This is a genomic window from Stenotrophomonas sp. Steno-C17, assembly GCF_056393165.1.
The window spans coordinates 1-19469 of sequence record NZ_JBWJPD010000028.1 but is presented as its reverse complement, the minus strand read 5'-3'; the positions used below and the strand labels follow the sequence as shown (position 1 = coordinate 19469).

Sequence of the window (19469 nt, the reverse complement as noted above, 5' to 3'; positions counted from 1 at the left end):
CGCGGCGCCTCATTGCTATGGGTAGGTGTCGACCTTGGTCGACACATCCACGCCATGCGTGGATGCGAGCGAAGCGATCGGCATTTGACTTTGACTTTGATTTTTCTTTTTTGATTTTCCGTGGCGGCCGCGCACGGAAACTGTCAGAGGTCGGGCGGGGTGGGTTCGCGGGGGTGTCCGCGGCATGGATGCCGCGGCCAAGCCTCCAAGGACGGATTCACGGCGTCCCCCGCGAACCCACCCCGCCCGGCCAAGCGCGCAGCCCTTCAGTCGAGCAAGCTCGACTCTACGCAGTCGCAGCCACGAGGGGCTCAGCCGTTGGCTTTCGCTTTCGCCTCGCGGGCGGCCTGCTGCTCGACCAGGGTCAGCGCGACGTTGTCGCGCAGGTATGCCGGTTCGACCCGCTCGGCGGCGATGCCTTCGCCGCGTGCGAACGCCGGTAGCGCCAGCGCCAGCACATCGGACGCACGCGGCAATGCCGTCGCATCGAATCCTTGCAGCCCCGTACCCAGCTGCGCCACCAGTACACCGTCGGCGGCAGCGAAACCACTGCCGACACCGTAGGTCTGCAGCCCGTCCGGCAGCACCACGGCAGCCGGCGCGCACACGCGCTCGGCGTCGCAGGCCACCGGCAGCCCATCCACGCGCTCAAAGCGCGCGGCGTACAGCTCGCCCATCCGCGCATCGATTACCGACAGGATCTGCGTTTCCTCGGCCGGTGCGCGCAACGCCAGCACCTGCAGCGTCGACACCGGCAGCAGCGGGCGGTCCAGCGCCAGGGCAATGCCCTGTGCGATCGCGATCGCCAAGCGCACCCCGGTGAAGGCGCCGGGACCACGGCTGAGCGCGATGCCATCCAGCTGGCGGCGGCTGATGCCGGCCTCGGCCAGCAGGGCCTCGGCCCAGGGCAGGCTCAGTTCGGCGTGCCGGCGCGGGGCGATCTCGAAGCGTTCCAGGACCTGACCGTCCACGTGCAGGGCAACGGAACAGGCTTCGGTGGCGGTTTCAAAGGCGAGCAATTTCATCGGATCAGGTCAGAACAAGGGGAACGTGGCGCCGGGGGCCGGCAGTGGACCCGCCGGGGGCTCGGGCGCCGCAGGGGCTGGCGCCGGCGCCGGCGGGGCGGCAGCGTCGGCCACGGGGGACCATTGCGGCGCAAAGAAGGCCTGCACATCGGCCAGGGCGCGAGTCTGCCGGAACGGCGGCAGCGACGACAGGAACACCCGGCCGTAGCCCCGGTTCAGCAGACGGGAGTCGCACAGCACCAGCACGCCGCGATCGGTTTCGCTGCGGATCAACCGGCCCACGCCCTGCTTCAGCGCAATGACCGCCTGTGGCAACTGTTCGTCGCGGAAGGGATTGCCGCCCTGGCTGCGGATCGCCTCCAGGCGGGCCTCGTACACCGGGTCATCGGGGGCGGCAAAGGGCAGTTTGTCGATCACCACCACGCTCAGCGCCTCACCTACCACGTCCACGCCCTCGCGGAAGCTGGCCGAACCCAGCAGGACGCCGTTGCCCGATTCGCGGAAGCGCTGCAGCAGGGTTGCGCGCGGCGCCTCGCCCTGCACGAACAACGGCCACGGCCCGTCGCGCAGCGCCTCGGCCGCTTCGCGCAGGGCCCGATGCGAGGCGAACAACAGGAAGGCCCGGCCCTGCGAGGCACGCAGGACCGGCTGCAGGGTCTGGATCAGCGCCGTGCCAAAGCCGCGCGCGGCCGGATCGGGCAGGCCTTCGGGCAGGTAGCACAGCGCCTGCTCGGGCCAGTTGAAGGGACTGGGCTGGACCAGAGTGTGCGGATCATCCAGCCCCAGCCGCGTGGCAATGTGGTCGAAGCCCCCGCCCACCGTCAGCGTGGCCGAGGTGAAGATCCAGGCCGCACGGCTGTGCTCGCGATGCTCGCGCAGCGGGCCGGACACATCCATCGGCGTGCGCTGGCAGCGGAAACCGCGTGGCGTCAGCTCGTACCAGAGCACATCGGCTGCTGCGCTGGCCGCGCCCGGGTCGGCGTCGAAATCGAGTACCGGCTCGTCCTCGCCCAGCCAGCGCGCAAGACGCGAAACCGCTTCACGGGCGCGGGCATGGCAGGCATCCAGGCCAGCGGCGGCCTCACGCAATGGCTGCAACGCCTGCTCCAGCGCGACCAGCGCCGCCATGGCCGTGTCGAAACCCTCACGCACCTGCGGCATCGCCAGCGCGCGCCACTGCGTGCCCCGTTGCGGCAGCCCTTCCATGGCCAGGCGCAGCGCCAACAGGGCCTGCTGCAGTTGATCGACCGGTGCCTGCAGCGCCGACTGCGCCCCGCCCACGCCACGCGCTTCGGCCAGGCAGTCGCGCCCCAGCTCCTGCCAGGGCCGCATGCCGAAGCCTTCGCCGAAGAACTGCGCGGCCAGCTCGGGCAACTGGTGCGCCTCGTCGATGACGAAGGCCTGCGCCCCCGGCAGCAGTTCACCGAACCCGTCCTGCTTCAGCGCCAGATCGGCCAGCAGCAGATGATGGTTGACCACCACCACATCGGCCGCCTGCGCGCGTTGCCGCGCGCGCACCACGAAGCAGTCATCCCAGAACGGGCAGTCGGTGCCCAGGCAGTTGTCGACGGTGGAGGTCACCATCGGCAACAGCGGCGAATCATCGGACAGACCGTCCAGTTCGGCGATATCGCCGAATTCCGAGCGCCCCGACCAGGCCAGGATGCGCTGGAACTGCGCGGCCTGTTCCGGGCTGGAAAAGCGCGGCTCACCGCGCGCCTGCTGCAGGCGGTAGCGGCACAGATAGTTGGCACGCCCTTTCAGCAGTGCGCTGCGCAGGCCGACACCCAGCGCCTGGCGCACGCGCGGAAGATCGCGGTGGTAGAGCTGGTCCTGCAGCGCGCGGGTGCCGGTGGAGATGATGGTGCGCAGTCCGGACAGCAGCACCGGCACCAGATAGGCAAAGGTCTTGCCGGTGCCGGTGCCGGCCTCGGCCAGCAGCAGATCGCGCTGCTGCAGCGCATCGGCAATGGCCTCGGTCAGGCGCAGCTGCGCAGGACGCGGCACAAACGCATCCAGGTGCGAGGCGAGCGCGCCGCCTTCGCTGAGGGCTTCGCGGCTGGCATGGACAAGATCGGACATCAGAAGCAAAGGATACCGGGCCGGGCGTTGCCCGGCACCCGTTTCAAGCCAGGGCAACGGCAACAGCAACGGCGTGCGTTCATTGCTCAGGGTTTCACCGAGGGATGGCGGGGGGCTGTGGATTTGCGGGGACGCCGTAAACCCGTCCATGGGGACTTGGTCGCCGCATCCATGCGGCTCACACCCCGCAAACCCTCAGCCCCCCGCCCTCGACAGGTTCCTGGTGACGGACGGACATGCTTCGTAGCGTCGAGCTTGCTCGACTGGATCCAGAAGCGGTGTGAGTAACGGAAGAAGAAGGGGTCGGATCCGTTTTCCTGCGGAAAACGGATCCGACCCCCTGGCGAGTGCGCGCAGCGCACGACCCGCTTTGGATTTTCTTTTTCTTTTCCGTGGCTGGACGCACACGGAAACTGTCAGAGGCCGGGCGGGTGGGTTGCGCAGGGGCGCAGGCGCCATGGATGGCGCCTACGAGCTTACAGGGACGTACTTGCAGCGTCCCCTGCGCAACCCACCCGCCCGGCCCAACCACATGATCCGGAGCCCGCGGCCAGCCACGAGGGGCTCTGCCGTTGGCTGGAAACTCAGTACCGCTTTATCCCCGGCACCGTGCAGCCTTCCAGCTGCGCATGCGCCGACACCGCGTTTTCCTTCTCACCACGCGCCAGCCGTGCCTGTTCGATGGTCGCCCAGTGCCGGCGACACAGCGGCCCGGTCTTCGAGCCCAGCTCCACCGCCTTGCGCGCAAAGGTCTCGGCCTCGGCCCACTGGCCCTGCAGCAGGGCGATCTCCGCCCGTTCTTGCAACACCGACGGATCGCCGGCCACGATCTGCAGCGCCTGGTCCAGGCTGCCTGCGGCCGCTGCAAGATCATTGCCCTGGCGCTGCGCCAGCGCCGCCTGGCGCAGGTCTTCCACCTGCGAATCACGCAGCGGCTGCACCGACAGTTCCTTGTCGTCCGGACCGGCCGCGGCATCCACGGCCGCCAGCCGTTGCGCCGCCGTCGTGGTGTCCATCGGCTTGACCACCTGCGGCGCACTGCTCATGCAGGCCGCCAGGGCAAGGCTGAGGGTGGCAGCGGCCACCGGCGCATACAGGGATCGGAGATTCATGGGCATTACCGGCTGGGGGAAGGAGTCGTCGTGGCCGGGACAGCGGCCGGTTCGGCAGGCGGTTCGGGCTTGCGGTCCAGGCCGAACCAGCTGCGCCAGCCGCCACCTTCGCTTTCACCGCCCTGTTCTTCGGGCACGCTGGCCGGCGCGCACGGCGCATAGGCCGGGGCATAGCCCACCACGAACGGGAACCGGCGCGCGCCCGGGCACCCTTCGTCGGTGCTGTTGGTGCCCGTGGCCGCCACCGGTTGCCAATCCAGGCCCTTGTTGCTGACCTTCAGCGGTGCGCTGGGCAGGCGCTGGAAGATGCCCGACCAGACCCGCATGGCACCGGTGGCGCCATACAGCCCGGCCTGCTCGTTCTGGTCGTTGCCCATCCAGATCACCGCCAGGTGGTCACCGGTGTAACCGGCATACCAGCTGTCACGGCCATCGTTGGTGGTGCCGGTCTTGCCCGCCGGCTGCAGCCGGCCCAGGCCGTCAGCATTCAGACGCTGCGCCGTACCACTGGCCACGACCTGCTGCAGGCCAATGCTGATCAGGTTGGCGGCAATCGAATCGCCTTCCTGCGCCGGTGCCGGGGTCTTGTCGTAGCGCTTGAGCAGTTTGCCCTGCGGGTCCAGCACGCCACGCACTGCATGCAGGGGCTGGATTTCGCCGCCCGAAGCCAGGAACTGGTACAGCTGGGCCATGGCATACGGGCTCTGGTCGGTCGAGCCCAGGATCACCGCCGGGTTGGCCTCGGCCTTCAGCCCGGCCAACACGTGGATCAGCTGGGTGATGCGCTCCGGCCCCACCTGCATGCCCACGCGCACCGTGGCCTGGTTGTAGGAATGGGCCAGCGCATCGATCAGGCGCACGGTGCCGTGGCTGCGGTTGTCAGCATTGCCGGGGCTCCAGTTGCGGCCCCGACCCAGCTGCACGGTCACCGGTGAATCGTCCACCCAGGTGGCCAGCGAGTAACGGTCAGGCTGGGCCAGCGCCAGCAGGTACACGAACGGCTTCAGCAACGAGCCCACCGGCCGCTGTGCCTCGATGGCGCGGTTGAAGCCGACTTCGGACACCTCGCGGCTGCCGATCACGGCCAGCACATCGCCGTTGTGCACGTCGGTCAGCACCATGCCGGCCTGCAGCTCGGGGCGGCGCTTGCTTTCCAGCGACTTGATGGTGCGCGTCACTGCGCCCTCGGCATACGCCTGGGCCGACGGCGACATGCCGGTCATCACGCTCAGGCCGGCGCCCTGCAGCGCCGCTTCCGGGTAATCGTGGCCGAGCTGACGGCGCACCAGATCCACATAGGCCGGGAAGCGATTGGCGGCGACCAGGCCAGGGGTCTTCGGCACGCCCAGCGGCGCCTTCAGCGCACGCTGGTACTCGGCATCGTCGATCAAGGCGGACTCATGCAGCTTGCCCAGCACGAAGTTGCGGCGGTCCAGCGCGCGTTCCGGGTTGCGACGCGGGTCGTAGTACGACGGTCCCTTGACCAGACCGATCAGCAGCGCGACCTGCTCGGTTTCCAGCGACGACAGGTCGCGGCCGAACCAGAATTCAGCACCCGAGGACATGCCGTGGATCGCCTGGCTGCCGCGCTGCCCCAGGTACACCTGGTTCAGATAGGCCTCGAAGATGGTGCGCTTGTCGTAGCGCGCTTCCATGATGAGCGCGTACAGCACTTCATTGAACTTGCGGGTGACGGTCTGTTCCTTGCCGATGCCCAGCAGGCCGCTGCGCGCCAGCTGCTGGGTGAGCGTGGACGCACCCTGCCGGCTCTGCCCACCGGAGCGGATGGTCACCCATACCGCACGGGCGATGCCGGACAGATCGATGCCGTGGTGGCGGTTGAAGTCCTTGTCCTCCACCGCCTGCAGACCGGTCACCAGCAGGTCGGGCGCTTCATCCATGCGCACCAGGCGCCGTTCTTCCTGCTTCTGTCCGTACAGCGTGGCAATACGCGCCGGGTCCAGGCGCGCCGCCTTCAGCGCCTTGCGGCTGTCGGCATCGCGCAGCGAGGCAATGTTGCCGCCGGACAGGGTCAGTTCAACCCGGCGCGGGGCCACGCGGCCATCCACGTCGTTGTAGCCGCGGCTGGAAATGGTGAAGCGACCGCCCTGCACCGTGTAGGTGGCCGGTTCCTTGCCCTGGCCGTCATCCCGGTAAGCCGAGGCTGCCAGTTCGGTCTTCAGGGTGGCCGCATCCATCGCCTTGCCGGGCACCACCACCAGCGGGCGTGCGTACACCCGCGTCGGGATCTGCCAGCGCAGCTCACCGAAGCGCTGGGTCACCTGTTGGTTCAGGTACAGCGTGTACGGAATCAGGAAGCCCAGGCCCAGCGCGAAGGCGGCCATGCTCCAGGTGATCAGGCGGCTGCGCCAGGACGGACCGTCACCGGTCGGGTTGTCGTCGTCGAGATCGTCGATGTCGTCGGAATCGTAGCGTCGGGGCACGGGAATGCGACAATGTAGGGTCTGGCGAGTCTACCCCAGCGCCCCGCCCAAGGCAGGCCTGCCCGGCGCCCTGTTCAGCGTCTGCCCGGTGACAGCGGACCCGATTTTCCGCGCACCCCGTCCCACAGCCCCTTCAGCATGAACTTCAGGCGGGCCGCACGTTCGGGCAGGAACAGGCCGTTGCCGATGAACTTCAGCAGCAACCGCGGCACATCCTGGGCGATCCACACCCGCGGGGTGTACGCCCGACGGTACAGCAGCACGCGGTTGCGCATGATGAAGTACAGGCGGAACGGCTTGTGCACGATCACGCCGTCGGCCTTGGCCCGCGAGGCCAGCAGCGCTTCACCGATGCTGTGGCTCATCTGCGCATCGCAGATGCCATACAGCGCCAGGCCGTTGCGCTTGGCGCGGAAGCACCAGTCCATGTCCAGGTTGTCGATGAACAGGCTTTCATCCATCGCCCCGACCTGGCGCAGCGCCTGCACCGGCACCAGCGATCCCGAGGTGATGAGGAAGTCGCAGGAAATGCGCTGCCCCGGCCCACCGCGCAGCTTGTGGTTGAGCGGAAAGCCGAAGTGCACGAACGGCGCCAGGGCACCGCTGCGGGCATCGCGGAACTGCGGGCCAACCGCCGCCACCGGCTCATGCTGTGCCAGCTCGACCAGAGCGGTGCCGAGCACCTGCACCATGCCATCGGCAAGGACGCTGTCCTGATCCATCAACAGCACGTACTCAAAGCCCAGCGCCTGTGCCTGCTCGCAGGCGCGGTTCAGCGCGGCCCCCAGACCGACGTTGTGCGGCGAGGCGATCGCCGTCACGCCGGGCCGGTGACCCAGCTGCGCGACCACATCAAACGGCGCACTGCCATTGTCGAACACCACCAGGTGCCCGACCTGCTGCAGCACGCTGTCCACCACCCGGGCCAGCAGGTCCGTGTCGGGGCCGTACGTCACGATCACGGCGCAGACGCGATGGGCGTCGAAACCGCCGGCCAAAGGGGCTATGGAAGACATGATCGGACGTGTTGCAGGATGCGCAGGGAGAACTGCAGGACTATACCGGAGTGCCCTGCACCGCGCAGATCCGCGGTCTACTCGCCCTGCCCACCTGCCTGGCGCAGCCGCTGTTCGAACGCGGCCAGTTCGGCCAGGTCCGGTTGCAGCTGGCGCACCTGGTCCACCGCTGCGGCCGCAAAACGCACGTCGCCGCGGCCCAGGCGCTCGCTGCCGATCGCCAGCCAGCGCTGGGCCAGGCGCGTGCGCGCGGCGGGCAGCGCGGCGGCGGTCGGCGCCAGGGTCTGCCAGGCCTGCAGGCAGGCACCCGCGGCCTGCACGCGGTTCTGCCGCAGATTGTCATCGAAGCAGCGCTGGCTGGCCGGCAACAGGCGTGCCGCCGCAGCTCTTACCCGCGGGTCGCGAGGGGCCACCGACTGCGCTTCGCGCAGCGCGTCGAACGCACTGTGGCCGGGCGGGCTGATCCATTGCCCCGCACGTTCGGCACGTTCCATCTGCGCCAGATGCCCGCGCAACAAGCGCTCACGCTGCGCACTGCCCTGCCCCGGCCGCTGCAGCGCCTGTTGGGCCAGGCGTGCGCGCTGCACGCGCTGGGCGTCCTGCTGCAGGGCCAGCGGCGACGCACCCAGGGCGATGGCCCGGTCACGATCCTGTTCGGCCGCCGGGAACTGGAAATCCTCGGCATGGCGCTGGCTACGCTGCAGCAGTGCCTGCAACGTCTGTTCGCGCCCCCGCTGCGCGGCCGGATCGTCGGCGGCCACCGCCAGCACGGCCAGGAAGCCATCGGCGGCCGCATCCAGCTGCCGTCTTTGCAACGCACGTTGCGCCTGCCGCAGGCGCCGGTCGGTGGCCTGCGCAAGGGCTTCCTGGGTCGCGGGCAGGTCGGGGTGGCCCGGATCGAACTGGCGCGCCCGCTGCACCGTCGCGGACGCGTCGGCCAACGCGCCCTGCGCCGCCTGCGTACGCGCGTGCTGCAACAGGTCGCTCAACGCATCTTCGCGTCCTTCCAGCGCAGAAAGGTTGTCAGGCTGCAGCGCCAGGACGCGCTGGAACAACGGCAAGGCACTGCTTTCGCCGTCGTCCAGGCGCCCGGCGGCGAACGCATTGCGGGCCTGCGCCAGCAGTGCGCCCACGCCGGCCCCGGCACGCCGCCGCGCCAGCAACTGCTGCGCCACGGCGTCGGTCTGCGCCTGTGGCACCTGCAGTTCGCGGGCCAGCGCCAGCAGCCGCGCGCCGCCCTCCAGATCGCCGGCCTGCAGATGGTCGCGTGCCTGCTGCAAGGCCGCCGCGCCGGTGCGCGCCAGTCCCTGCCGCGCCAGTGGACGATCGCCGTCCAGCGCCAGCACCGCCTGGTAGCGCTCGCGCGCGCCGCTGCCGTCGGCGGCCGTCAGGCGCCCGTCTGCCAGCGCACGATCACCTTCGGCCAGCAACTGTTCGATCTGCGAATCGTCCCAGAACCATTCGGCAAGCGGCCGCCGTACCAGCACCAGCAGCAGGAACACCGCCACTGCCGCCAGCACCGCCCAGCGCCACACCCGGCGCGTGTGCCGGGCCTGCAGCCACCACCAGCGGCCTTCGCGGCGCACGCGGTCGAGCGCCGGGTGCGGCGTGCCGTGTGTGGGGTGCAGGGGCTCGCGTTCCATGCGTGCAGGGTAGCCGTGGCTGCGTGAAGCTCAGCCCAGACGGCGCGCCTCGCTCACGCCGGGCAGCGCATCCAGCTTGCCCAGCAGCGTGGACAGCTGGTCGTAGTCGGTTACCTTCAGGCGCAGGCGCAGATGCGCTCGGCCGCTGTTGCGCACGTTGTCGCTGTGGATGTCCAGCACGTAGGCGTCTTCCTGCGCGATCAGGTTGGTGATGTCCTTCAGCAGCCAGCGACGGTCCACGGCGTTGACCACCACGTCCACCTCGTAGCCGCCGCCAGCCTGGCCCCACTCCACCGGCAGGATGCGCTGCGGGCTGGTCGCGGCCAAGCGCGCCAGGGCGGCGCAGTCGGCACGGTGCACGGTCACGCCGCGGCTGCGGGTCAGGTAACCCACGATCGGCTCGCCGGCCACGGGCTGGCAGCAACGCGCCAGCTGTACCAGCAGGTTGCCCACGCCCTGCACGGTGAACTTGGACTTGCCCAGGTTTTCCCGGCGTGCGGTCGGGCGCGGCAATGCCGGCGCCGGTGCCGGCTGGCTGGCCGCGCGCTCGGCTTCCAGCAGCGCGCGACTGACCTGGTTCGGCCCGGTATCGCCCAGCGCGACCTGGATGTACAGATCATCCACGCTGTCGGCATGGAACTTCTTCGCCGCGCCTGCCAGATCGGCATGCTGCAGGCCCAGCCGCTTCAGTTCGCGTTCCAGCAGCTCGCGCCCGGCGTGCACGTTGCGTGCGCGATCGAGCTTGTGGAACCAGCTGCGCACCTTCTCGCGCGAACGGTTGCTGGCCAGGAAGCCCAGCGCCGGCATCAGCCAGTCGCGGCGCGGGTCGGCCTCCTTGCCGGTCAGGATCTCGACACGATCGCCACTGCGCAGCCGGTAGGTCAGCGGCACGATGCGGCCATTGACCTTGGCGCCCCGGCAGCGGTGCCCGACCATGGTGTGCACCTGGTAGGCGAAATCCAGCGGGGTGGCCCCCTGCGGCAGGTCCAGCACTTCATCCTTGGGGCTGAGTGCGTAGACACGGTCTTCGGTCAGCTCGGCATCCAGCGCGCCGGCCAGTTCATTGCCCTGCCCGTCCTGCGCCTGTTCCAGCAGCTGGCGCATCCAGGTGATCTTGCGGTCGAAGGCCTTTTCCGCGCCCTTGCCGCCTTCCTTGTACTTCCAGTGCGCGGCCACGCCCAGCTCAGCCTGCGCGTGCATGTCGTGGGTACGGATCTGCACTTCGATCGTGCGCCCCTCCGGGCCTACCACCGCGGTATGCAGCGAACGGTAGTCGTTGGCCTTGGGCCGGGCGATGTAATCGTCGAACTCGCTGGGCACCGGCGCCCACAGCGCATGCACCACGCCCAGCGCGGCGTAGCAGGCCGCCACGTCGTCCACCATCACCCGCACCGCGCGGATGTCGTACAGCTGGTCGAAGGCCAGCCGCTTCTTCTGCATCTTCCGCCAGATGCTGTAGATGTGCTTGGGGCGGCCACTGACTTCGGCGTGCAGCCCCTGCGCCAGCAACTCGCGTGACAGCACCTTCTTCACGTTTTCCACGTAGCGTTCGCGGGCCACGCGGGTCTCGTCCACCTCGCGCGCGATACGACGGTAGGTGTCCGGCTCCAGGTGGCGGAACGCAAGGTCTTCCAGCTCCCACTTCAACTGCCAGATACCCAGCCGGTTGGCCAGCGGCGCATGGATGTCGCGTGTCAGCTGGGCCAGTGCACGGCGCTGCTCATCGTCCAGCTTGTCGGCCGCGCGCATGCGCGCCAACTGCCGGGCCAGCAGGATCGGCACCACGCGCAGGTCGCGGATGATGGCCAGCAGCAGGCGGCGCAGGCCTTCGCTGTTGCGCCCCGCTTCCCGGCCGGCATGCAGGGCCCAGACCGGGTCGGCTGCATCCTGGCCATCGAGCAGGCCCGCCACGGCACTGCCGTGGGTGCCCAGTGGCAGAGCGTCCAGATGCGCGCGCAGTGCGGGCAGATCGAACAACAGCGCCGCCAGCACCACGCTTTCGTCAGAGGTCAGCAGCGCCAGTGCGTCCAGCGTGTCGCCCAGCACCGACCAGCTGGCCCGCATCGTGGCCTCGCCATCGTGTTGCGGCCAGTGCTCGCGCAGGGCCTGGCGCAGCGGCGCGGGCAGCACCGCCGCCGAGGGGCGGTTCAACAAGGCATCCAGGCCGGGGACAGAAGCGCGGTTCACAGCATCGGACATCAAAGACAGAAGGCTCTACGGTACCGCTCCGCCCGTTCAGGAACAATCGCCAGCGCCGCCCGTGAGGCGAATCCATGGCGGATTCCCCAGGGGTGCGGGCCCGTGGATACGGCATGCACGCTGGGCCCGCTGGCGCAATTGACTCTTGAGTGGATAAGCAGCGGTGAATTAATCATATGCGATTCACTCTGGATCACATGGCGTGAGCGTACGAATCCTGGCCCACCTGTCTGCTGCCGTGCTGTCGGCCACGATGTTCATGTCGGCCATCGGCTGCCTGCCCATGCTGCTTCCGCCGGCAACCGCTGCACGGCTTCCGGCATGGTTCACCGCTGCGGCCTGTGCAGTGGCCGCATTGAACAGTTACATCGTGGCCTACAAGCTTCTTGAGTTCATCCGGTCAGCGACGGACGACGAGTAGGCACCACTCACTGCCGCTCGTCGTCTTTCCTGACTGGACGGTTCAGACAACCACGCCGGTTTTACAGAACGGCCTGCATGGTCGAAGCGGCTGCGGCGATGGTCCGCAGCATGCCTGCAGGGAGTATCGATGTCGTGGATGGAAAGCGTTTCACCGGTCACGCTGCTGTTCAATTTCGCCTTCTTCTATCCGGTCGTCATGGCCTTTTTCTGGATGGTCGGCGGCATCTACTACTACCTGCGCCGCGAACGTGGCGGTCCGCTGCCTGACGCACCACCGCCCCTGCGCAGCCACCCGTCCGTCAGCGTGCTGGCACCGTGCTTCAACGAAGCCACCCACATCGCCGACACCATCCATGCCATTGCCGCCCAGGTGTATCCGCGCCTGGAGATCATCGCCATCAACGACGGCAGCAGCGACGGCAGCGGCACGGTTCTCGAGGGCCTGCTTGGGCAATACCGGAACCTGCGCGTGGTGCACCTGGAAGAAAACCAGGGCAAGGCCAATGCACTGCGCATCGGTGCCCTGGCCGCTCGCTCGGAGTATCTGGTGTGCGTGGATGCCGACGTGCTGCTGGACCCCTACGCCACCCGCTGGATGGTCGGCCACCTGATCGACGGTCCGCGGGTCGGCGCGGTCACCGGCAACCCCCGCGTCCGCAACCGCACCACCCTGCTGGCACGCATGCAGGTGGGCGAATTCTCGGCCATCATCGGTCTGATCAAGCGCGCCCAGCGCGTGTACGGCCGGCTGTTCACCCTGTCCGGGGCGGTCTGCGCGTTCCGCCGCACCGCCCTGCATCGGGCCGGCTTCTGGAACGATCGCATGGTGACCGAAGACATCGACATCTCCTGGCGCCTGCAGCTGGATGGCTGGGATATCCGCTACGAACCCAACGCGCTGTGCTGGGTGCTGATGCCCGAAACCCTGCGCGGGTTGTGGCGGCAGCGCCTGCGCTGGGCCCGCGGCGGCGTGGAGGTGCTGCTGCAGCATGGCCGCAGAGTGGTGTCGTGGCGGCGACGGCGGATGTGGGGCGTGGTGGTGGAGTACGCGCTGAGCCTGGCCTGGGCCTACGCGATGCTGGTGATCGTGGTGCTGTGGCTGCTGGGCAAGATGATGCCGCTGCCACGCGCCCTGTCCGTGGATACCCTGCTGCCACGCTGGCATGGGGTGGTCCTTGCCCTGGTATGCCTGCTGCAGTTCGCCACCAGCCTGCTGATCGAGCGCCGCTACGAGCGCGGTCTGGCACGCCAGTTCTACTGGGTCATCTGGTACCCGCTCGCCTTCTGGACCATCGGCATGGCCGCTGCGGTGGTGGCCCTGCCGCGTACCCTGCTGTCCTGGCGGCAACAACGCCGGGCGCGCTGGATCAGTCCGGACCGGGGGCTGTCATGACGCCGCCGCCGGTCATCGTCCGCCCCGATCGGCTGGCACGGCCGCAGCGCGTGCTGCAGCGTGCCGCCACACTGCTGGCATGGTCAGCCTATGCCTGGCTGTGGGTGCCGCTGGTGACCCTGGTTGCCTGGATACTGGGCCTGCAGGCCGGCTGGGAGCGCCTGTACCTGCAGCGCAATGCCTTCGATCCCTTCATCCTGGCCGCGCTGCCGATCATCGCCCTGCTGTGTGGACTGCTGCTCATCGGCTGGGCCGAGTACAACCGCGCCCGCTTCGCCGATGCCGACCGGCGCCTGCGCCGCTCCGATGTGGCCGACGCGGCCGTGCGGGTGCGCCTGCAGGCGCCGGAACAGGTCGTGCACGCCCTGCGCCGGCACCGGGTGGTGACCGTGCGCATGGACGAACAGGCCCGACCGGTAAGCGCCTGGCGGACGCAACGCAGGCGGTGAGGCAGGTGCCGGGCCGCGTGCGCTGCTCTACACTCGGGCGACATCCTGGAGGAACGCCATGTCCCTGCGCCTGTTGCGCCCGCTGTGTATTTCCCTTGCCCTGTGCACCGTTGCCTCGCCTGCGCTGGCGCAGCGCGTGGTGGAAGGCGACCTGCAGCAGCAGATGAGCCCCGCCGAGTTCCAGGCCGCCGGGCTGGACAAGCTTTCGGCCGCCGAGCTGGCCTCGCTGAACCGCTGGCTGCAGGGCAAGGTGGAAGCGGCCACAACCCAGGCCGTCGCCGCCGTGCGCGAAGAAGCCCGCGAAGAAGGCCGCCAGGAAGTGATCGTGAAGAACCGCGGGTTCGCCGACTTCGGCAGCAGCGACCCGATCACCGCCACCCTGCAGGGTGAGTTCAGTGGTTTCAGCCAGGGCCGCACCTACACGCTGGACAACGGTCAGGTGTGGGAACAGACCGACGCCACCCGCGTTTCCGGCGTGCGCAAGCAGTCGCCGAAGGTCAGCATCCGCCCGGGCGTGATGGGCGTGTGGTACATGAAGGTCGAAGGCAGCAACACCCAGCCCAAGGTGCGCCGTACCAAGTAACGGCGGCGCCGGGCCGGGCCCGGCGCTACCGGATTACAGCTGGCGCAGCGCGGTCACCCGCTGCGCCAGTTTCTTGGCCGACACGCCAGTGCGCGCGCCCAGTTCCTGTGCGAACAGCGAAACGCGCAGTTCTTCCAGGTCCCAGCGCAGCGCCTGCCATTGCGGCCGCTCGCGCAGCCCCTGCTCATCACCGTCGCGCAGTGCGTCCAGGAACGGGTGCAGCTCCAGCATGCGGGCCTGGTCACGCGGCGGATCACGCTTGGCGCGCTCGGTACGCAGGATCATCGCCTTCAGGTAGCGCGGGTACTGGGCCAAGGCATCGGCCGGCGTATCGCGCAGGAAGCCGGGGTGGATCAACCCGACCAGCTGCGCCTCCATGTCGTCCAGGTTGCCGCGTGCCCAGCCCATCAGCGGCGCTTCCAGCAGGGGTTTCAGCTCGGCCACCAGCGCCAGGATGGTCTCGGCCAGCTTCAGCCGTGACATCGCCTCGCCGAACAGCGCCTTGGCGGCGTGGTCGCGGCGCTGCTCGAAGGCGGCCGCATCGCGGATGTCTTCCAGTCCCTCGGCCAGCACCGCGTTCATCGCTGCATCCACCAGGTCGCCGCGCAGGCGTTCCTGCGATTCGATGGCCGCATAGAGCAGGCCTGTCTTGGGCGCGACGGGCAGCTGCTTGCGTGCCTGCTTGACCTTTTCCGCCAGCGCGATCTCCAGCAGGCGACGCACGCCCAGCGGGTGGGCCTCCTGCGCCTGCTGACGGTCGGCAAAGATCCGCAGCGCCACGCTGTCACCTTCGTCCAGCAGCGCCGGATAGGCCGGCACGCCGGCTTCGCCGGGCACCTGCAGCGGAATCGGCGTGGACGGGAACGTGCGCAGGCCATCGGCGGCCATCTCGCGGCCGGCACGCGCCGCGAAGGCGTCGCCGGCGCGTGCACCGAACTTCGCGCGCAGTGTGTCCAGGTCACGCGAGGTGGCCAGCACCTTGCCCTGTTCGTCGCGCAGGCGCAGGTTCATGTGCAGGTGCGGCTCGATCGTGCCCGGCTCGAAATCGAGCGCGCTGACCGTGGCGCCGGTGGCGCGTGACAGGAAGCGCGCGAGCTCGCCGGTGATGGCATCGGCGCTGGGCTGCGGGAACGCCTCGAAGAAGGCGCGGCCGAAGTCCGGTGCCGGCACATAGTTGCGGCGCATCGCCTTGGGCAGGCTGCGGATCAGGGCCGACGCCTTGTCGGCCACGAAGCCTGGCGCCAGCCAGCCCAGCTGCACCGGGTCCAGCGCGTTCAGCAGGTGCAGCGGCACCTCCAGGGTCACCCCGTCGTCTTCGCTGCCCGGTTCGAACCGGTAATGCAGCGGCAGCCGTGCCTGGCCCAGGGCCAGGTACTTCGGGTAGCGCTCCTGCTCGCTGCCCTCGCCAGGCAGCAGGTCGGCCAGCGACCAGTGCAGGCCCTTGCGCTGCTCCGGCGGCAACGCCTTCCACCAGGTCTCCAGGCCGGCGGCCGAATGGATCTGCGGCGGCACGCGGTCCAGGTACCAGCGGGCCTGCCAGTCCTCGTCGGCCACGATACCGGCACGGCGCAGCTTGGCTTCTTCCTCGCGCGCCTGTTCCAGCACCTTCTGGTTGTCGGCCACGAAGCTGGCGCGGGTGTTGATCTCGCCCGTCACCAGCGCCTGGCGTACGAAGATGTCGTGCGCTTCGCCCGGCGCGATGCGGCCGTAGTGCACCGGCTTCTTCGGTGCCAGCACCAGGCCGAACAGACTGATCTGTTCAGAGGCCAGCACCTGCCCCTGCGCACGCGACCAATGCGGGTCGAAGTGCTTGCGCAGCAGCAGGTGCGGCAGTTCGGCAATCACCCAGTCCGGCTCGATCGCCGCCAGGGTCATGCCCCAGACTTTCTGCGTGTCCAGCAGGTTGGCCACCAGCAGCCATGGCGGCGGCCGCTTAGACAGCGCCGAACCCGGGAACGGCAGGAAGCGGCGTTGGCGGGGTGCCTGGAAATCACCTTTCTCGGTGCGGTGGCCGATCTGCGTGGGCAGGCCGGCGACCAGCGCCCGGTGCAGGGTCTGGTAGGCGGCGGCACGCACGCGCTCGCTGAAACCGCCACCGGTCGGCGCCTGTTCCTTCTGTGCGCGCACGGCCACCGGCGCCGGTGCGGTCTCGGCCTTGCCTTCGCGGGCCAGGCGCGCGGCGCGATGCAGTTGGCCGCGGGTCGCCTTCACTGCCGCGGCATCGTCGCGGGCCGGGGCCGGCGCGCTGCTGCCGGCCAACAGCGGCGCCATCGATGCGTCGGTACCTTCTTCCTTCCAGCCCAGCTCCTCACACTGCAAGCGCAACTGGCGGTGCAGCTCGCGCCACTCGCGCATGCGCAGGAAGCCCAGGAAATGCCGCCCGCACCAGTCGCGCAGCTTGGACTGGGTCAGGTCTTCGTGCGCGGTGCGGTAGGCATCCCACAGGCGCAGCACGCCGACGAATTCAGAGCGACCGTCGGCGAACTGCGCGTGTGCGCTGTCAGCCGCGCCGCGTGCTTCGGCCGGGCGCTCGCGCGGGTCCTGGATGCCCAGGAACGCGGCGATCACCAGCATCGGCCGCAGGCAGCCAGCGGCCTGTGCGGCCACCAGCATGCGGGCCAGCTTCACGTCCACCGGCAGGCGCGCCATCTGCTTGCCGATCGCGGTCAGGCGGCGCTCGGCATCGATCGCGCCCAGTTCGGTCAACTGCTGCCAACCATCGGCCACCGCGCGTTCGTCAGGAGCCTCCAGGAACGGGAAATCCTCGATGCGGCCCAGGCCCAGCTGCAGCATGCGCAGGATCACCCCGGCCAGGCTGGAGCGGCGGATTTCCGGATCGGTGAACTCCGGCCGCGCCTGGAAATCAGCCTCGGCGTACAGGCGGTAGCAGATGCCCTCGGCGATACGGCCGCAGCGGCCCTTGCGCTGGTTGGCGCTGGCCTGCGAGATCGGCTCGATGTGCAGCCGGTCCAGTTTGTTGCGCGGGCTGTAGCGCTTGACGCGGGCAAACCCGGGATCGACCACGTAGCGGATGCGCGGCACCGTCAGCGAGGTTTCCGCCACGTTGGTGGCCAGCACGATGCGCCGGTTCGGTCCGGGGTTGAAGACCTTGTCCTGGTCCTGGTTGGACAGGCGCGCGTACAACGGCAGCACATCGGTCTGCCGGTACTTGCGCCTTTCCAGCGCCTGGTGCGCATCGCGGATCTCGCGCTCGCCGGGCAGGAAGATCAGGACATCGCCGCGCGCATCCAGTCGGGTGATCTCGTCGATGGCCGACACGATGGCGTCGTTCACCGTGCGCTCGCCTTCCTGCTCGCCCTCGCCTTCCAGCGCGCGGTAGCGCACTTCCACCGGGAAAGTGCGTCCTTCCACGCTGATCACCGGCGCGCTGTCGAAATGCTCGGCAAACCGGCCGGTGTCGATGGTGGCCGAGGTGACGATCAGCTTCAGGTCCGGGCGTTTGCGCAGCAGCTGCTTCAGGTAGCCCAGCAGGAAGTCGATGTTGAGGCTGCGTTCGTGCGCTTCGTCGACGATGATCGTGTCGTAGTTCGACAGCCAGCGGTCGCTGGCGATCTCCGCCAGCAGGATGCCGTCGGTCATGAACTTGATGCGGCTGTCGTCGCTCACCTTGTCGTTGAAGCGCACCTGGTAGCCCACCAGCTGGCCCAGTTCACTCTGCAGTTCCTGCGCCACGCGGCTGGCCACCGCGCGTGCGGCAATCCGTCGCGGCTGGGTGCAGCCGATCATGCCGGCTTGGCCACGGCCCGCCGCCAGACACAGCTTTGGCAGCTGGGTGGTCTTGCCCGAGCCGGTTTCGCCGGCAATCACCACCACTTGATGGTCGCGGATCAGCCCGATGATCGCCTCGGCTTCACGCGCAATCGGCAGCTGGGGGTCCAGAGTAATGGATGGCAGCTGCTGCGCCCGTTGCTGACGGCGCTGCACCGATGCCTGCAGGGCCTGCTCGAAGGTGGCGGCCAGCGCCGCATCCTCAGGCTTGGCCTGGCAACGCGACAGCATGCCCAGCAGACGGCCCCGGTCGCGGCTCATGGCGCCGTCGATGGCGGCACGCTGTTGGCGCAGGCGGGGCGGCTGATTTTTATTGATAGCGTTCATCAATCGATTCGTTCAAAACTTTGAAAGCGACCAGTCATCACGACTGATTTACTGTGAAGGCCAACGATTCCACAAGGAGGAACCCCATGGCGAAGACCAAGAGCCCGACCAAGGCCAAGACCGGCAAGCAGAAGCTTGAGGCTGCGGCGCCGTCGGCCCCCAACATCGATATCGGGATCACCCAGGGCAACCGCAAGAAGATCGCCGATGGTCTGTCGCGGTTCCAGGCCGATGCGTTCACGCTCTACCTGAAGACCCACAACTTCCACTGGAACGTGACCGGGTCGATGTTCAATTCCCTGCACACCATGTTCGAGACCCAGTACACCGAGCAGTGGGCGGCTCTGGACGATGTGGCCGAGCGCATCCGCGCGCTGGGGTTCAATGCCCCGGGCTCCTACCGGGAATTCGCTGCGCTGACCTCGATTGCCGAGGAGCCGGGGCTGACCGACAGTGCGGACTGGCGGGAAATGGTACGCCAGTTGGTGGTCGCCAACGAAGCGGTGTGCCGTACGGCACGTGAAGTGCTGGACGTGGCCGACGATGCCGACGACGCCCCGACCGAGGATCTGATGACCCAGCGCCTGCAGACCCACGAGAAGTACGCCTGGATGCTGCGCTCCCTGCTCCAGTAAGGGTTTTGGGGTTTCTGTAGAGTCGAGCCATGCTCGACTGAAGCAACGTCAAAAGCGGGTTTGCTGAGGGTTGGCGGGATGGGTCCGGTTGAGGGGGACGCCGTAAACCCATTTATGGGGGCTTAGCCGCGCCATCCATGGCGCGGATACCCCCTCAACCGGACCCACCCCGCCTTCGACAGACCTCCGCCATCTGCCGGCAAAGCTTGGGGTCAGATCCGTTTTCCGCAGGAAAACGGATCTGACCCCATTTTCGTTTGTCGATATCTGACAGATGTGTCGACCAAGGTCGACACCTACCCACAGCCGCGTGAACCTGTCGAAGGCGGGGCGGTGTCGGATTGCGGGG

13 protein-coding genes are annotated in these 19469 nt (G+C 68.6%); 5 read left to right on the top strand and 8 right to left on the bottom strand.

From position 1 onward, the window contains the following. Positions 1-311: 311 nt before the first annotated feature. From tsaB to AC06FA_RS18765, 7 genes are all read right to left on the bottom strand, one after another. Positions 312-1025, bottom strand: coding sequence for a tRNA (adenosine(37)-N6)-threonylcarbamoyltransferase complex dimerization subunit type 1 TsaB (tsaB, locus tag AC06FA_RS18795; RefSeq protein WP_478069606.1), 714 nt, complete (start codon positions 1023-1025; stop codon positions 312-314). A gap of 9 nt (positions 1026-1034) precedes the next feature. Continuing rightward, positions 1035-3107, bottom strand: coding sequence for an ATP-dependent DNA helicase (locus tag AC06FA_RS18790; RefSeq protein WP_478069605.1), 2073 nt, complete (start codon positions 3105-3107; stop codon positions 1035-1037). 584 nt (positions 3108-3691) lie between these two features. Beyond that, positions 3692-4225: a hypothetical protein gene (locus tag AC06FA_RS18785; RefSeq protein WP_478069604.1), complete on the bottom strand. Its 534-nt coding sequence runs from the start codon at positions 4223-4225 to the stop codon at positions 3692-3694. Continuing rightward, positions 4225-6663 (bottom strand): penicillin-binding protein 1B, encoded by a 2439-nt coding sequence (gene mrcB, locus AC06FA_RS18780; protein WP_478069603.1) that lies wholly within the window; start codon positions 6661-6663, stop codon positions 4225-4227. The genes AC06FA_RS18785 and mrcB overlap by 1 nt, the downstream gene beginning before the upstream one ends. Before the next feature lie 74 nt (positions 6664-6737). Continuing rightward, a complete protein-coding gene (locus tag AC06FA_RS18775; protein ID WP_478069602.1) occupies positions 6738-7679 on the bottom strand; it encodes a glycosyltransferase family 2 protein in 942 nt (313 codons plus the stop codon). Between the two features lie 77 nt (positions 7680-7756). Then, complete coding sequence (locus tag AC06FA_RS18770; protein ID WP_478069601.1) at positions 7757-9322, bottom strand: hypothetical protein; 1566 nt, start codon at positions 9320-9322, stop codon at positions 7757-7759. A gap of 30 nt (positions 9323-9352) precedes the next feature. Then, complete coding sequence (locus tag AC06FA_RS18765) at positions 9353-11509, bottom strand: RelA/SpoT family protein (protein WP_478069624.1); 2157 nt, start codon at positions 11507-11509, stop codon at positions 9353-9355. A 214-nt stretch (positions 11510-11723) separates the two neighbouring features. On the opposite strand from AC06FA_RS18765, the gene AC06FA_RS18760 reads away from it, so the two are divergent. From AC06FA_RS18760 to AC06FA_RS18745, 4 genes are all read left to right on the top strand, one after another. Continuing rightward, the gene (locus AC06FA_RS18760) at positions 11724-11942 is read left to right on the top strand and encodes a hypothetical protein (protein WP_478069600.1); all 219 of its coding nucleotides are present in this window, start codon (positions 11724-11726) and stop codon (positions 11940-11942) included. A gap of 138 nt (positions 11943-12080) precedes the next feature. After that, on the top strand, positions 12081-13337 hold the full coding sequence (gene pgaC, locus AC06FA_RS18755; protein WP_478069623.1) for a poly-beta-1,6-N-acetyl-D-glucosamine synthase: 1257 nt from the start codon (positions 12081-12083) through the stop codon (positions 13335-13337). Then, positions 13334-13786: a poly-beta-1,6-N-acetyl-D-glucosamine biosynthesis protein PgaD gene (pgaD, locus tag AC06FA_RS18750; RefSeq protein ID WP_478069599.1), complete on the top strand. Its 453-nt coding sequence runs from the start codon at positions 13334-13336 to the stop codon at positions 13784-13786. The genes pgaC and pgaD overlap by 4 nt, the downstream gene beginning before the upstream one ends. Before the next feature lie 58 nt (positions 13787-13844). After that, entirely contained in the window at positions 13845-14369 is a 525-nt protein-coding gene (locus tag AC06FA_RS18745) for a hypothetical protein (protein WP_478069598.1), read from the top strand. Positions 14370-14402: 33 nt separating this feature from the next. Here the strand turns inward: AC06FA_RS18745 and hrpA are convergent, their stop codons facing one another. Continuing rightward, a complete protein-coding gene (gene hrpA, locus AC06FA_RS18740) occupies positions 14403-18485 on the bottom strand; it encodes an ATP-dependent RNA helicase HrpA (protein ID WP_478069597.1) in 4083 nt (1360 codons plus the stop codon). A gap of 86 nt (positions 18486-18571) precedes the next feature. Here hrpA and AC06FA_RS18735 point away from each other — a divergent pair, with 86 nt between their 5' ends. After that, positions 18572-19120, top strand: coding sequence for a Dps family protein (locus AC06FA_RS18735; RefSeq protein ID WP_478069596.1), 549 nt, complete (start codon positions 18572-18574; stop codon positions 19118-19120). Positions 19121-19469: the final 349 nt, after the last annotated feature.

Bases quoted from the DNA above. Each gene is read 5' to 3' on its own strand.
- tsaB (WP_478069606.1), bottom strand. From the start codon at position 1,025: ATGAAATTGCTCGCCTTTGAAACCGCCACCGAAGCCTGTTCCGTTGCC.
- AC06FA_RS18790 (WP_478069605.1), bottom strand. From the start codon at position 3,107: ATGTCCGATCTTGTCCATGCCAGCCGCGAAGCCCTCAGCGAAGGCGGC.
- AC06FA_RS18785 (WP_478069604.1), bottom strand. From the start codon at position 4,225: ATGCCCATGAATCTCCGATCCCTGTATGCGCCGGTGGCCGCTGCCACC.
- AC06FA_RS18775 (WP_478069602.1), bottom strand. From the start codon at position 7,679: ATGTCTTCCATAGCCCCTTTGGCCGGCGGTTTCGACGCCCATCGCGTC.
- AC06FA_RS18770 (WP_478069601.1), bottom strand. From the start codon at position 9,322: ATGGAACGCGAGCCCCTGCACCCCACACACGGCACGCCGCACCCGGCG.
- pgaC (WP_478069623.1), top strand. From the start codon at position 12,081: ATGGAAAGCGTTTCACCGGTCACGCTGCTGTTCAATTTCGCCTTCTTC.
- pgaD (WP_478069599.1), top strand. From the start codon at position 13,334: ATGACGCCGCCGCCGGTCATCGTCCGCCCCGATCGGCTGGCACGGCCG.
- AC06FA_RS18745 (WP_478069598.1), top strand. From the start codon at position 13,845: ATGTCCCTGCGCCTGTTGCGCCCGCTGTGTATTTCCCTTGCCCTGTGC.
- hrpA (WP_478069597.1), bottom strand. From the start codon at position 18,485: ATGAACGCTATCAATAAAAATCAGCCGCCCCGCCTGCGCCAACAGCGT.
- AC06FA_RS18735 (WP_478069596.1), top strand. From the start codon at position 18,572: ATGGCGAAGACCAAGAGCCCGACCAAGGCCAAGACCGGCAAGCAGAAG.